Consider the following 14333-nt stretch of genomic DNA (forward strand, 5'->3'; position numbering starts at 1 on the left):
GGATTCGTGACTCCATGCCGTCGGAAGACGCGGAACGCAGGGCGAGGAAAGCGATGCGTCAGCGCACGGGGTGAAGCCGGTCCCGGAATCCTGCCGACGCGTACGTGCGGCGGACGCGGGCTCAACGATCGGCCGGCTCGACGGCGAGCCGTGCCTGCCAGCGGTAGAGGTCCCCCCGGTACCAGCTGTGCAGGCAGTCGAGCGGTCCGGAGGGCGAGCGCAGGACCCGCTCGGCGAAGAGGACGGCGGCGCCCAGCTCGATGTTCAGCCGGTCCGCGACCTCCACGTCCGCGAGTCGCGCGGACAGGGTCTGCTCCGCTTCGCTCATCTCGACGTTCTCTCGGCGCAAGAGGCTCATCAGCCCTTCCTCCGCGAGCTCGGCACAACCGAGAACCGCCGCGACGGTGGGACCGACGTAGTGGACCGAGTACACGAAGGGCTCATCCCCCCACAGCCGCCTGGTGCGGTAGACGGTGCCCGTCTCGGCGTCCGTGCCGAGGGCCTGCCGCACGCTCGCGGGGAACCGGACGTCCTTCTCGACGTGGACGTCGAGGACCTTCAGCTGTGGCGTACCGCGGATCAGATCGCCGATGGACCCCACGAAGCCGCGTGCCGCAGAGTCGTCCTGGGAGCCTCGGAGGTACGTACCGCTCCCCTGTCGCCGGATGAGCTGACCACGCGCGACCAGCTCACCGACCGCTCTGCGGACGGTCGCCTTGCTGACGCCGAACTCCGCCACCAGTTCGTCCTCCGTGGCGAACCGGGAGCCGGGCGCGTAATCGCCCTGGCTGATCCGCTGGGAGAGCACCGCGAAGATGCGCTGGTAGAGCGGCGCCGGTATCGGCGTGAACGTCATCCCGGTCCCCCTTCTCGGTCCGGCCCCCCGGCCCGGGGCCCGGTCAGCATGCCGTGCCGGTCACCGCAACAGCGGCACAGCGCGACTCCGGGCCGAGAGGTACGCGCACGCCACGATCGGACCGGTGTCCCTCAGGTACCACGCTCAGCTCCTCTTCGGCCTGTGCCACTGTGCAGCACCGTGGCCACGGCCGTGCGACAACACCGACCCTAGTCTATTCATACGGAAGTGCGGATGACAGTGACTGATGGGGTGGATGCGGTGCTTCTCAAGAGAATGAGGTTCGACGGCCAGGGCGTCGTGGTCACCGGCGCGGCCGCGGGGATCGGCGCGGCGACGGCCCGCGCCTTCGCGGAGCTGGGGGCGTACGTCATCGCGGTCGACCGCGACAGCGAACGGCTCCCGGCGCTCGCCGAGAGCCTCGGCGACGCCCAGCACACGCTGGTGACCGCGGATGTCACCTGCGCCGGCCACATCGACCGGATCGTTCGGGCGGTGGCGTCCAGCGGCGTACCCCTGAAGACGTTGGTCAACAACGTCGGCGTCAACGACAAACTGGCCGCCTCGGACACCACCCGAGAGCGCTGGCACCGTGCCCTCGACCTCAACCTGAGCGCGAACGTCTTCCTCACCCAGGCACTGCTCGACCCGCTGCTGGAGTGCCCGACCGGCGGAAGCGTCGTCAACGTCTCCTCGGCCCACGGACTGGTCGGCATGCCCGGCGCCGCCAGCTATGCGACCTCGAAGGCCGGACTGATCGGATTCACCAAGCAGCTGGCCGCAGAGCACTCCGCAGCCGGCCTCCGGGCCAACGCGGTCTGCCCGGGCCTGACGCTCACCGAACGGATCACCGAACGCGGTGCCCTTCCCGAGGGTCAGCGTGATCGCCTCCTCGGGCGGCGCTTCGCCGAGCCCGGCGAGGTCGCCTCGTGCATCGCCTTCCTGGGCTCCGACGCCGCGTCCTACCTCACCGGCGCCGTCCTGCCGGTGGACGGCGGCTACACCGCACGCTGACGACGGCCCCCCGGCCGACCCGATCGGGCCGCGGACCGGCACCGCTCCCATGACGGAATGCCGGTCCCCGCTCCGCGCCCCGTCAGGCGGTCGGCATGCCCATGCGGTTCCCGTACGGCAGCGCGCCGGCGGCCGAGACGGTCACGGCGAGCCGGCCGACCCGCTCGATCTCGACGACGATCTCGTCCCCGTCGGCGAGGGGGCCGACCCCCTCCGGGGTGCCGGTGGCGATCACGTCACCCGGCTGCAGGGTCATCACGGAGCTCGCGTACGCGATGAGCCGGCTGACACCGTAGATCATCCGGCTGGTGTTCGAGTCCTGGCGCAGCTCCCCGCCGACCCAGCACCTCAGGGCGAGGTCGTCCGGGTCGCCGACCTCTTCGGGGGTGACGACGAGCGGGCCGAGGGGCGTGAACGTGTCGTAGGACTTCCTGGTCGAGCGGTCCTCGGTCGAGCGGGTCGTGATGTCGAGGACGCAGGTGTAACCGAAGACGTAGTCCAAGGCATCCGACGCCGACACGTGCCGGGCCTCCTTCCCGATGACGACCGCGAGCTCGCCCTCCTGGTCGGTGCGCACGTCGGTGTAGGGCAGCTCGACCGTCCGACCCGGCCCGATCACGGACGTACTGGCCTTGAGGAAGACACCCCACTCCACGATCGTGTTCGGGTTGCCCATCTCCGCGACGTGAGCGCGATAGTTCGCCGGCGCGCCGATGACCTTCCGCGGGAACGGCAGTGGCGCGTCCCAGGACGCACCGCCGACGTCGACCGCCGGGGTGGTGCGGACCTCGGCGGCGCTCAGCGGCCGACCGCGCTCGATCAGCCTCTGGAGCGGGCCGGCCGGACCGGCCGGCGGGCCTGCCAGGGCGGTGACGTCGTGGGCCGCGCCGTCCGGCAGGACGGCGATGAGGCGGTCGTCGAGTACTCCGAAGCGCATCCGGACTCCTTGGTGGGCTGGTGTGAGTGGGGTCAGATCCAGGACCCGGGTCCGGGACCTGTCGAGGCGCGCCCGGTCGGCCGGGCGGCGAGGGCCGCCGCGTGGCCGGGGGCGATCCGACCGGCGACGACGTCGTTGCCGGGCAGGCGGGACGGCTCGGCGAGTGCCCCTTCGCTCAGGGCCCCGACAGCACCGAGGAACACCGCCGTGCACGGTTCCTTCCCGGTGCGGGTCCCGGCGAGATCGGTGGATGGAGGCACACCTGCGGAGCCTAGGCACCGATCAGCACGCCCACCTGAACGCGATGCCACCTGGTGACACAGCCGCATGGCTCGCTCCCCGCGACACGAAGGACTCTTCTGAGCACCACCCTCCCCACCTCTGGAGGAACAGCTTGAGTACGACAGCCGAAAGCCGTGCAGCGGCGAGCACCGGTCCGAACTTCGCGGTTCCGGGAGAACCCGACGCCGCCTTCTACGGGCGTCTGGGCGAGGCCCATCTCGCCCCCCTGTGGCGTGTCCCCGGCACCGACGCTCCGGAGCCGGTGGTCACCGACGTTCCCCACGTCTGGCACCGACGCGACGTCATGGCGCTCATGGACGAGGCCGCCACGGCGGTCGACCTGGGCGGTGAGTCCGATCGCCGCGCCCTCAACGCCGTCAACCCCGCGCGCCGCAAGGGCACCACGCACACGATGATCGCCGGCTACCAACTCGTCCTGCCCGGCGAGACAGCCCCCGCGCACCGGCACACGCCGTCCGCGATCCGGCTCATGCTCTCCGGCTCCGGCCACACCATGGTCGAGGGAGAGCCGATGCTGATGAACCCGGGCGACCTCATCCTGACCCCGGGCTGGACCTGGCACGATCACCGCAACGACGGCGACGAGCCCATGCTCTGGCTCGACGCGCTCGATGTCCCGTTCGTGCAGACGATGAACGCCCAGTTCTACGAGGACTTTCCCGGCAAGCAGCTCCAGCCGCTCACCCAGGCCGAGGACGCGAGCACCAACCGGTACGGCACCGGGATGGTTCCGTACGGAACCCGCTCCGCGACACCGCACTCGCCCCTGACCAAGTACCCGTACGCCGCGACGAAGGAGGCCCTCGCCAAACTTCGGGTGGACGAGGGCTCCCCGCAGCACGGGGTCGAATTGGAGTTCACCAACCCTCTCACCGGCGGTCCGGTCCTTCCGACGATGACCTGCGGGATGCACCTGGTGCCCGCCGGCAACGCCACGATCACGCGCCGGCACACCTCGAGCGTCATCTTCTGCGCCGTCGAGGGAGCCGGCCACACGGTCATCGACGGTGAGCGCTTCGACTGGGAGCAGCACGACTTCTTCGCGATCCCGTCCTGGTCGACGTACCGGCACGTCGCCGACGAGGGAACCGACGCAGTTCTCTTCAGCATGAACGACCGACCCCTGTACGAGCCGTTCGGGCTCTACCGCGAAGAGAGGGAGGACCAGTCATGACCGCACCTGACAAGATCGTCGTCGTGGGCGGAGGAATCGGCGGCGTGAGCGCCGCCGTCGCCCTCGCCAAGCGCGGGATGGAGGTCACCGTCCTGGAGCGCGCCCCCGAGATCAAGGAGATCGGCGCCGGCCTCCAGCTCGGCCCGAACGCCGGGCGCGTCCTCCAGGACCTCGGCGTCATGGACGCCGTCCTGCGCACCGCTGTTCTCCCTCACCGCTTCGTCCTGCGCGACATCTACACGGGCAAGGAGATCTACCAGGCCACGATGGGCAAGGAGCTCGTGGAACGGTACGGCGCCCCGTACACCGTCATCCACCGCGCCGACCTGCTCGACGCGCTGCTGGAGGTCGCCCTCGCCACCGGCAACGTCGAGGTCGTGACCGGCAAGGAGGTCGTCGCCGTCGAGCAGACCGACACCGCCGCGCACGTCCAGTGCGCCGACGGCAGCACGTATCAGGGCGACGCCGTCATCGGCGCCGACGGCCTGCGCTCGGCCGTACGCAGGCTGACGCTGGACGACTCCGAGCCGATCCGGTCGCAGTACGTCATCTACCGCGGTCCCGGGCCCCGGCCGGAGGGCACCGAGGACGCCGTCATGCTCTTCGCCGGTGACGAGATCCACCTCATGCAGTACCCCGTCCAGGGCGGCGAGCTGCTCAACCGGGTGCTCTCCTTCCGCAGCCGCAGGGGGGAACCCGGCAGTGAGGGATGGGCCACCCGCGAGGAGCTGTTCGAGCGGTTCGCGAACACCTGCGACCACATCAAGGAGTCGCTGCACACTCTCGACCTGGAGACCAGATGGGTGCAGTTCGACCGCAAGCCGATGGCCGGCTGGAGTGACGGCCGCATCACCCTGCTCGGCGATGCCGCGCACCCGATGCGGCAGTACCTCGCGCAGGGCGCCGGTCAGGCCATGGAGGATGCGGTCGCGCTCGCCGACTCTCTGGCAAGCGGCGACACCGACGTCCCGGCCGCCCTTGCGAAGTACGAGGAGATCCGCTACCCGCGCACCAACGCGGTGCAGGAGAACACCCGGTTCTTCGGCGAGATGGTCCACCTCGGCGGCGCCGGCGCCGTCCTGCGCGACGCCTACCTCGGCACGCTCGCCGACAACGACTACTCCCTGGCCCAGTGGCTCTACGGCACCGACGGCGTCGCACCGCCGAGGGTGCCCGGCCACATGGACATCTACTCCAAGAGCTGAAGGCGGCTGACGATCCTCTGATGAGCAAGCTCAACCTGACCCTCGCGGCCACCAACTACGACCGCTTGCGCGCTCTGCAGGACGGACGGGTTGAGGCCGAGGGCATCGACCTCAACTACCTGACCCTCCCGGTCGAGGAGATCTTCCACCGCCAGATCAAGCACCACGAGTTCGACCTGAGCGAGATGAGCCTGTCGTCGTACGTGCTCACTCTGGAGCAGGGCGCGCCGTTCGTCGCCGTCCCCGCCTTCCCGTCACGTTACTTCCGGCACCAGTCGATGTTCGTCAACCGCAACAGCGGCATCGCCTCGCCGGCCGACCTGAAGGGCAAGCGCGTCGGCCTGCCCGAGTACCAGATCACCGCGGGTGTCTGGCAGCGCGGCATGCTGGAGGACGAGTACGGCGTCGCCGTCGAGGACATGCGGTTCTTCACCGGAGGCGTCGAGGACAGGGGCCGCAGCGAGAAGATCCGGCTCGACCTGCCCGAGGGCATCTCCGTGCGGCCCATCGGTCCCGAGCAGACGCTCTCGCAGATGCTCGCGGCCGGTGAGCTCGACGCGGTCTTCAGCGCCAGCACGCCGTCCAGCTTCCACACCAGCCCCGACGTGACCCGGCTCTTTGCGGACTACAAGGCGGTCGAGGCCGACTACTACCGGCGCACCGGGATCTTCCCGATCATGCACGTGGTGGCGATCAAGCGTGATGTCGTCAAGGCGAACCCGTGGGTGCCTCTGTCGCTCTTCAAGGCGTTCGAGCAGTCGCTCGCCGTGGCCCGGGAGGACCTCGAGTACCGCAGCTCGCTCAAGCTGATGCTGCCGTGGCTGGCCCATCACCTCGAGGAGACCGTCGAGGTGATGGGCGAGGACTTCTGGAAGTACGGGGTGGAGGCCAACCGCCACACGCTGGAGACGTTCCTGCGCTATTCCAGGCGTCAGGGACTCGCCAAGCGGGAGTGGAGCCCGGAGGAGCTCTTCGCGGGGACCACCACCGCCGCCGGCTTCACGGTCTGACCAGGGTCGCTGTCAGCTCGGCGAGGTCGTCGACCTCGTCGAGCCGGCCGAGCAGTTCGAGGGCGTCGTCGGCACGGGCCGGCTCGAGCATCCCGGTGAAGCACCAGTTGGCACGGAACTTGGCCTCGATCCGGGCCGCACTGAGCGGGGACGAGAGCGGGTTGCCCGTGGCCGTGTCGCGACTGACGGTCAGGGACGTACCGTCCCGCAGCCCGACCGTGAGAGTCGCTGCCTCGGGGGTCGCCATCGGACGGCCACCCGTAATCGAGACGCGGTCGGCCAGCGCCGCGACGGCGGGGTCGCCGACCGCCTCCTCGGTGTATTCCGCCAGAGTTGCCCGGCCGCGGAGCAGCGCGCTGGCCGCGGCGTACCTCAGACTGAAGATCGCGTGCCCCTGCGGGTTCCGGCCGGGGGCGAACGGCTGGTCCAGCGGTGAGTCGACGTGCATCGGCGCGACGTCGAGGTGGATCCGGCCGATCTGTCCGGCGTCCGCGCCGGCCTCACGGAGCCGGGCGGCGACCTCGAGCGCGCAGTCGATCGCCGAGTGGGTGAAGCGGCATGAGGGATAGGGCTTGAAGGTCGCGTCACCGTGGAAGACGGCGCCGAGACCGTCCGCCACGACGTCCAGGTCGACGCCGTCGCAGTACATGTCGATGTAGCCGTTCGGACCGAAGAACGGATCGGCGCTGCCGGTCCAGCCATGAGCCGCGAGCTCCGCCGCCTCGATGCCGTCGCGGGCGGCCAGGCCCTGGGCCAGCTTGAAGGTGTGGGCGCCGGCGTCGATCGCCTGGAAGGTGCCGCCGAGCTGGTGGAGCACGATCCCGAACGCGTCGCGCAGCCGGAGTTCGTCCAGGCCGAGGAGCCTGCCGGCGATCGCCGCGACGCCGAACTTGTTGACCAGCCCCGGACTGTCCCATCCGGCTCCGGGGACGTACGTCGCTCCCGCCGTGAGCCGGGCGGCCAGGTCGTCGCCGAGAACGAGGGCGGTGATCAGCTCACGACCGGACGCGCCGGTGGCCTCCGCGACCGCGAGGGCTGCCGGCACGGTGGACTCGGAGATGTGCGACCAGACCGGTGTGGTGCCGATGTAGGGGATGAGCACGCCGAAGTCGTTGCCGCGTGCCGCGATGGCGTTCGCGAACGCGGCCGGGGCGGTGGGGAGGCGCTCTCCGCCGGGCAGGACCGTGGCGCTGGGTCTTCCGCCCCGAGCGACGAGGAGGCTGCGCAGTTCAGGGCTGCCGGCGGTGTCCGCACCGCCGATGACGCAGCCGACGATGTCGGTGATCCGCTGCTTCGCGTGCCGGACGGTTGCCGCGGGGAGGTCCTCGAAACGTGTGCGCGTCACGGCGGCGAGGATCGCCGCCGTGACCTCCAAGGGGGCGGGCATCGTCATATCCGGCTCCCCGTGCGGGCACCGTCGAGGGTCGCGTGGACCAGTCGGCGGGGTGCCAGGGCGTCCCCCACGCGATAGAACTCGCCGGCGGTCTCGGGGAAGGGCACCGGCGTGGAGGTGGTCACGAAGACCACCGCGTCGACCTGCCCGACCGAGCTGATCCGGCCGCTGAAGACGTCACGCAGCTCAGGCTCCGCCCCCGCCTTGTGGAACCGGGTGACCGGCCGGATGTCGACCTGCTTCTCGTGGAGCCGCTTGGTGAGCAGGTGGAGGATGGACGGCTCGGCGCTCTGCCCCGGGAGCAGGCACTCCGAGATCAGTGTGACGCTCCTGCCCGCCTGGGCGAGGTAATCGGCCGCCGCCAGCGGGGCGACGTGGTCGTTGAGCCCGCCCACGACCAGCACCCGGTCACCGATCCGGTCGAGGTCCTCCTCCAGCAGCGAGAGCCCGGAGTAGACCGGCACGTCGTCGATCCCGGCCATGTCGGGGATGTCGGGCACCGAGCCCGTGGCCACGACCACCGCGTCGGCACCGTACGCGGCGATGTCCCCGGGCCCGACCTCGCGGCTGAGCTGCACCTCGACGCCCGCCTCGTGGACCTCCCGGACCAGGTCGCCGAGCAGGTTGGCCATCTCCTTGCGGAACGGGTCGCTCACGAGGGTCGCGATCTTGCCGCCGAGCCGGTCGGACCGTTCGGCGAGCACGACGTCGTGCCCGCGCTCGGCGGCGGTCCTGGCGGTCATCAGACCGGCCGGGCCGCCGCCGATGACGAGGACCTTCTTACGGCGGACGGGGTCGGGCAGGTCGAGCTCGTCCTCCCGGCCGGCCCAGGGGTTGACCGGGCAGGAGGAGGCCCGGTCGGGGTAGTGGCACTCGTTGATGCCGATGCATCGGTGGATCCGGTCGGCACGCCCGTCGGCGGTCTTCCGGATGAAGTCGGGGTCGGCCAGCAGCGCCCGGGTGGTGCCGATCAGGTCGCAGACGCCCTCTTCGAGGAGCCGCTCCATCAGCTGGGGGCTGTTCATCCGGCCGGTCAGGCCCACCGGGATCGAGACGGCGGCCTTGACGGCCGCCGCGGCCTCGGCGTTGAAGCCGGGCTCGAAGAGGGTGGAGGCGACGTACGGGAGAACGACCCCGTCGTGCAGCGCCATGATCGTGCCGGCGGTGATGTTGACGTAGACGAGGTCCTTCTCGACCGCCTTGACGATCTGGCAGATCTCCTCGGTGGTGAGCCCGTCGGTCTCGGCCTGGTGGCCGCTGATCCGCATCGCGATCGGGAAGTCCGGGCCGCATGCCTCGCGGATCGCCGCGATCGTCTCGACGAGGAACCGTGTCCGGTTCTCCAGCGAGCCGCCGTACTCGTCGGTGCGACGGTTGGTGGTGCGGGAGAGGAACTGCTCGATCAGGTAGCCGTGGGTGGCGTGGACCTCGACGCCGTCGAGGCCGGCCCGCTGGACGCGGGAGGCCGCACGTGCGAAGAGACGCACGACGCGCTTGACCTCGCTGGTGGACAGCTCGTGCGGCTGGGCTCGTACCTGTGGGTCGGGCAGGCCGCTGGGAGACACCATCGCCTGGAACGTCTCGGGCAGCCGGATCGCGCCCCGGTTGGCGACCTGGCCGAAGGCGACCCCGCCGTGCCGGTGCACGATCTCGGCGCGAGCCCGGAGCGACGGCAGGAGGCGCGCGTCGTAGTAGGCGTCGCCCTCCTCGGTCTCGGCGTCCGGACCGTTGTCGATGTCGTGGACGCCGACATGGTCGAGGTGCCCGGTGTCCACGAAGGCGAGGGTGGAGATGGCCTCGTGGAGCACCGGGATGCCGACCAGCCCGACGCCGCCGGCCACTCGGGTCTCGAGGTACTTGAGGTAGCGCTCCTCGCTCAGCTTCGGGTTGTGTGTGGTGAGCATGATCCGGTTCGGGATCGTGAAGCTCCCGACCGTGACCGGGGAGAGCAGGCGGTTGTAGGCGGCGTCGGGCATGGGGGTCTTCCGTCCTTTACGCGATGAGGTCCTACGACGTCGTCCGAAGGCGCGTCACATCGTGGTCCGGTAGCGGTCACCGTGGAGTCGCACCAGCTGGTCGTTGCGGTAGGCCACCGCCGCCGGGTCCATGTCGGAGGACGGGACGGGCTCGGGGATGAAGGTGTTGTACGGGTCCTCGCCGCGTACGAGCGTGGCGTAGTCGGTGGGCTCGCCCTCGCGCTCGTACGGCGCCATGTAGCGCACTGCGATGCCGACGCGGCGCTGGTCGGAGCGGCTCGGGGCCGAACCGTGGAAGATGAACTGGTGGTGCAGGGAGAACTCCCCCGGCTCCAGGACGAGCGAGGTGGCGTCGTCCTCGTTCACCTCGACGGCGATCTCCTGGCCCTGCGAGAGCAGGTTGTCCGTGCCTTCGACGAAGGAGTGCGGCGCCTGCTCGGTGTGCGTACCGGCCACGACCTTGAGGCAGCCGTTCTCGGGAATGCTGGGAGCCAGCGCGATCCAGGCGGTGAGCATCTCCCCGCCCGCGGGGATGTTGGAGAACGGCGCGTCCTGGTGCCAGGCGACGAAGCCGGGGTGGTGCGGGTCCTTGATGAAGAACGACGAGCCCCAGCAGTAGATGGTGGGGCCGATGATGCTCTCGACCACGTCCAGCACCGGGTCGAGCCGGATGATCTCGTTGACCCAGGGCAGCACCAGGTGGGACTTGGAGCGGAGGACGGGGCCGGCCTGCGGCCCGTGCTCGACTTCGAAGGCATCCAGCCGAGCCTGGTAGGACGCCGCCTGCTCGGTGCTCATGGCGCGCATCGGGAAGAGGAAGCCGTCGCGCCGGTAGTCCTCGACGCGGGGCTCGGCGAGCGTTGCAGTCATGGATGAACCCCTATTCATGCGTAGATCCGTAAGATCAGAACACTAGATGAAATTCATGTGGTCAACAGGATGACCAATCCGCTTGCCCGTGCGGACGGCTCAGCCGACCCGCTGGTGGCCCCAGAAATGCGCGGCGCTCCAACGCCCGGGAACCCACGTCTCCTCGTCGATCTCCAGACCGCCGTAGCCGTACTCCATCTCCCAGCCCGACGGCGTCTTGACGTAGTACGACACCATCTCGTCATTGGTGTGCTTGCCCAGCGTCGCGCCGAGCACGGCGGCCCCGTCGAGGACCTTGTCGTACGCACGCCCCACCGTGTCCATGTCGTCGACCTGCACCATCAGATGACCCAGACGAGGATCGACACCGGGACGGTTGGCGAAGGCGACGGAGTGATGACGCCGGTTGCAGTGCAGGAAGGTACCCGGGTCGGGACCGATGTCGATGAAGTCGCTCAGCCCGAACTCCAAGACGTCCAGATAGAGCTCACGGAAGGCGGCCGAGGAACCGACCGCGAACATCACGTGCCCGATACCCATGTCCTTCGTGACGAAGCGGGCGCCGGTCGGCGAGACGAACGGCGTCTCGTCGCGCCGGGCACCGTAGTAGACCTCGACGCCGTTGCCATCAGGGTCCTTGAAGGCGAGATAGTCGGTCACCTCCCGGAAGGCGGCCTCCTCAGGCGTGGCGCGGTGCGGAGCGTAACCGCGGTCACGCAACTTCTTCTCGATCGCCTCGATATCACCCGGACCGCGCACCTCCCAGCCCACCGCGTCGATGTGCTCCACCTCGCCCCGGTGCAGGTCGATACGCCAACGGCGCTCGTCCAGCCGGAGCTTCAGCCGGTCCTCCGTGTGCTCGACGACCTGCATGCCATGCACATCGCCGGCGAAGACCTTCCAGGCGTCGATGTCGCGGACGGTCGCGACCAGATATCCGAACTCGCGGATGCGTCCCATCTCTCCTCCTCGTTGCATGCCGGTCCCAAGCCGAAGTGCATGCCTTCTCGGAGTGTGGTGGCGATCACGAGCATCGCTCATTCCTGCGGTGCCACTGCGTGAAACCGCGTACGGCGACCCCCACCACATGCCGGGACACCATGTGCCGATGCCCGCCAACCCGCAGACCACAGAGCCCCCGCCGTGGGACGAGACCCGGAAACACGCCGACCTCGAACGCACGGCCAACATGCTCCTCAACGCCGACCTGACCGGACGTCCGGCCCGAGGCATCACCGCCCTGCTGGAGCCCTACGCCGAACAAGGCGCGGAGACGGTCGCCGCACTCAACTTCCGGCGAGCCATGGACGAGGGCTGCCGTGTGGCCGGGCGGGCGGTGTCCTTGCCGGAGTCTCCGGACGAGGCGGTCGCTTTCGGTGGCTACTACCTCAGCAGTTCGGTGCACGGCTCGGGAGCGGTGATCCCGAGCAACCAGCTCGTCCAACCGCTGGTCACGGGTGCTTTCGCCATCCGGATCGGCGCCCCGTTGCAGCACCTTGACATCACCGTGCCTGAGATCCATGCCGCCGCCGCACGGACGTACGCAGCGCTGGTGGTCAACAGTCGGCGGACCGTCATCGACGAGCCCTCGACGACGCTGGAGCGCATCGCGGACAACGCGCACGCGGGGCATGTCGTCGTCTCCGACACCTGGCTCGCTCCCACGGGCGTAGACCTCGCCTTGATCGGGCTCGACCTGGCGACGGACACCGCCGCGGGACGTTTTTGGCTGCCTGCGGGGACGTGGACGCAGCTCGCCCATGCGCTGCGTCGTTCGATCGCGCTGTTCGGCCCGGTCCAACCCGGTGAGGTCGTGGTCCTGCCATGCGAGGGGCGTGCTCTCGAGCTCGCACCGGACGCCACCGCGACGCTGATCGCCGGGCCTTTCGGAACCGTGCGGGTCAGCCATGGCCAGGGCAGCTATGAGGAGGGGTTCGAGCCCCTAACACCCGCGAACTGACTTGCGTCACGATACTGAACTTGAATTCGTGATGTCGGTCAGTGAACCTCTTTCATCCTGAATAGTCGCAGGTCAGTAGTACGTGGATGGCTTGGACGGTGCGGCTGACGCGGCGGGTGGAGGAGCGTGCTCTGCGCATGATGCGCCAGGATTTGAGTCGGGCGAAGGCGCGTTCACCGGGGGCTCGGAGTCGAGCGTGGTCGCGGTTGAACTGCTGGTAGTGCTCGGGCTGTTCGCTGTGGTGGTAGTACGGGGTGCGGAAGGTGGCGCCGGCGCCCTGGTAGGCGCGGTCTGCCAGCACAAGGATCTGCCTCGTGAGGCAGGCCTGGACGATGCCGTGGGCGCGGGCCGAGGTCAGGTCATGTGTGCGGCCGGGTGTCGCGCGGGAGAACCACAGGGGTGTGCCGTCCGGGCGGGCGATGACCTGCACGTTCATGCCGTGCTTCTTGTGTTTCTGCGAGTAGTACGGCTGATCGGCGCGGACGCGGTCGGTGGGGATCAGTGTGCCGTCAACGATGACGTGGTCGCCCTCACCGAGGCCGGTGAGGGCTTCGTGGAGGCCTGGGGCCCAGGAAGCCAGCACCTCCAGGGCCTCGTCCACGTAGCGCCAGGCGGTGGCCTGCGATATCGCGAACCCGGCGCCGAGCTGGGCGAACGTCTCGTTCTTGCGCAGGTGGACCAGCGTGAGCAGTGCCTGGTCGAAGCAGCCGAGCTTCCGCCAGCGGGTGTTGCGTGCGCGGCGGTGCTCGTACAGCAGCCAGGCGACATGCTCGACGAGCTCATGCGGGACGTCGAGCGTGGCAGGATACGGAACCAACAGGGCCCCTTCGGTCGCCGGTGTGCTGAGTGGAATCACCACGCCAACGACGAGGGGCCCTGCCTCGTCACCACGCCCGCTGACCAGCCCATTTCACCCGCCAGCACAGGATGAAAGAGGTTCACTCACTCGCCAGGTAGACCCACGCGTGGTGGTGAGTCCACGGCAGGCCAGAGAACTCTTGACCGCGGTCATCTACGTCGGCACCTGGGCTCACGGGCGAGGGCGACTCCTCATGCCGTTCTTCGCCACCTTGTACTTCGCGGCCCTGCGGCCTGAAGAGGCGGTCGAGTTGAGACTTCAGGATTGCCAACTCCCGAAGAAGGGGCCAGGCCTCCTCACGCTGCACCAGGCCAGCACACGCGCTGGCTCCGCGTGGACGGATGACGGGCGAAAGCACGAGCAGCGAGGGCTCAAGCACCGGGCTCGCGGCGACGTACGTCTGGTACCGGTGTCCCCTGAACTGGTGCAGGTACTGCGGACGTACGTCGACGAGTTCGGGACGGCGGAGGACGGACGGCTCTTCCGCAGCCCGAGCGGAGGCCGGTTGGACTCCACGCGATACCTCGATGTCTGGCACAAGGCGCGGCGCATTGCCTTCCCGCCACATCTCGTGGACTCCCTCCTTGCCAGGAGGCCGTACGACCTGCGTCATGCCGCGGTCTCCCTGTGGCTGAACTCTGGTGTCCCTGCCGCTGAGGTGGCCGAGATGGCAGGCCACAGCGTGGCGATCCTGATGGACACGTACTACAAGTGCATCCACGGCCAGCGGGAGCAGATGGTGCAGCGCATCATCGACGCCCTCAGTGACGATCGGG

At 69.3% G+C, this 14333-nt stretch carries 14 protein-coding genes; 6 read left to right on the forward strand and 8 right to left on the reverse strand.

The genetic code is table 11. The features are described from left to right. Nucleotides 1-121: 121 nt before the first annotated feature. Nucleotides 122-856, reverse strand: a complete 735-nt coding sequence (locus tag C1I97_RS06445) for a GntR family transcriptional regulator (protein WP_111002256.1) — start codon at nt 854-856, stop codon at nt 122-124. Between the two features lie 261 nt (nt 857-1117). Between C1I97_RS06445 and C1I97_RS06450 the strand changes: the two genes are divergently transcribed. Beyond that, nucleotides 1118-1870: an SDR family NAD(P)-dependent oxidoreductase gene (locus C1I97_RS06450; RefSeq protein ID WP_181446595.1), complete on the forward strand. Its 753-nt coding sequence runs from the start codon at nt 1118-1120 to the stop codon at nt 1868-1870. A gap of 82 nt (nt 1871-1952) precedes the next feature. On the opposite strand, the gene C1I97_RS06455 is transcribed toward C1I97_RS06450, so the two are convergent. Together C1I97_RS06455 and C1I97_RS39205 are read right to left on the reverse strand one after the other, a co-directional pair. Continuing rightward, entirely contained in the window at nt 1953-2807 is an 855-nt protein-coding gene (locus C1I97_RS06455) for a fumarylacetoacetate hydrolase family protein (RefSeq protein ID WP_111002258.1), read from the reverse strand. Between the two features lie 32 nt (nt 2808-2839). Beyond that, nucleotides 2840-3067 carry a hypothetical protein gene (locus C1I97_RS39205; protein ID WP_146608165.1) on the reverse strand — a complete coding sequence of 76 codons (228 nt, stop codon included), beginning with the start codon at nt 3065-3067 and terminating at the stop codon, nt 2840-2842. Nucleotides 3068-3201: 134 nt separating this feature from the next. Between C1I97_RS39205 and C1I97_RS06460 the strand changes: the two genes are divergently transcribed. Genes C1I97_RS06460 through C1I97_RS06470 form a run of 3 tightly spaced genes read left to right on the forward strand, consistent with a single transcriptional unit; the run spans nt 3202 to nt 6499 of the window. Next, nucleotides 3202-4284 carry a cupin domain-containing protein gene (locus C1I97_RS06460; protein ID WP_181446596.1) on the forward strand — a complete coding sequence of 361 codons (1083 nt, stop codon included), beginning with the start codon at nt 3202-3204 and terminating at the stop codon, nt 4282-4284. After that, a complete protein-coding gene (locus tag C1I97_RS06465) occupies nt 4281-5489 on the forward strand; it encodes an FAD-dependent oxidoreductase (RefSeq protein WP_111002260.1) in 1209 nt (402 codons plus the stop codon). Before C1I97_RS06460 ends, C1I97_RS06465 begins: the two co-directional genes overlap by 4 nt. 20 nt (nt 5490-5509) lie before the next feature. Then, entirely contained in the window at nt 5510-6499 is a 990-nt protein-coding gene (locus C1I97_RS06470; RefSeq protein ID WP_111002261.1) for an ABC transporter substrate-binding protein, read from the forward strand. Here the strand turns inward: C1I97_RS06470 and C1I97_RS06475 are convergent. From C1I97_RS06475 to C1I97_RS06490, 4 genes are all read right to left on the reverse strand, one after another. Next, nucleotides 6489-7892, reverse strand: coding sequence for an MmgE/PrpD family protein (locus tag C1I97_RS06475; protein WP_111002262.1), 1404 nt, complete (start codon nt 7890-7892; stop codon nt 6489-6491). The genes C1I97_RS06470 and C1I97_RS06475 overlap by 11 nt on opposite strands. Further along, on the reverse strand, nt 7889-9868 hold the full coding sequence (locus C1I97_RS06480) for an FAD-dependent oxidoreductase (RefSeq protein ID WP_111002263.1): 1980 nt from the start codon (nt 9866-9868) through the stop codon (nt 7889-7891). Before C1I97_RS06480 ends, C1I97_RS06475 begins: the two co-directional genes overlap by 4 nt. Nucleotides 9869-9922: 54 nt before the next feature. Then, entirely contained in the window at nt 9923-10738 is an 816-nt protein-coding gene (locus C1I97_RS06485; RefSeq protein ID WP_181446597.1) for a phytanoyl-CoA dioxygenase family protein, read from the reverse strand. 99 nt (nt 10739-10837) lie between these two features. Beyond that, nucleotides 10838-11698 carry a VOC family protein gene (locus C1I97_RS06490; protein ID WP_111002265.1) on the reverse strand — a complete coding sequence of 287 codons (861 nt, stop codon included), beginning with the start codon at nt 11696-11698 and terminating at the stop codon, nt 10838-10840. A 148-nt stretch (nt 11699-11846) separates the two neighbouring features. Between C1I97_RS06490 and C1I97_RS06495 the strand changes: the two genes are divergently transcribed. After that, the gene (locus C1I97_RS06495) at nt 11847-12698 is read left to right on the forward strand and encodes a hypothetical protein (protein ID WP_111002266.1); all 852 of its coding nucleotides are present in this window, start codon (nt 11847-11849) and stop codon (nt 12696-12698) included. A 52-nt stretch (nt 12699-12750) separates the two neighbouring features. Here C1I97_RS06495 and C1I97_RS06500 read toward each other — a convergent pair whose 3' ends face one another. Further along, nucleotides 12751-13557, reverse strand: coding sequence for an IS5 family transposase (locus tag C1I97_RS06500; protein WP_111002267.1), 807 nt, complete (start codon nt 13555-13557; stop codon nt 12751-12753). A gap of 193 nt (nt 13558-13750) precedes the next feature. On the opposite strand from C1I97_RS06500, the gene C1I97_RS06505 reads away from it, so the two are divergent. After that, a partial coding sequence (locus tag C1I97_RS06505; RefSeq protein ID WP_369008352.1) for a tyrosine-type recombinase/integrase occupies nt 13751-14333 on the forward strand: 583 nt, incomplete at its 3' end.

This window comes from Streptomyces sp. NTH33, from assembly GCF_003236365.1.
Lineage (GTDB): Bacteria > Actinomycetota > Actinomycetes > Streptomycetales > Streptomycetaceae > Streptomyces.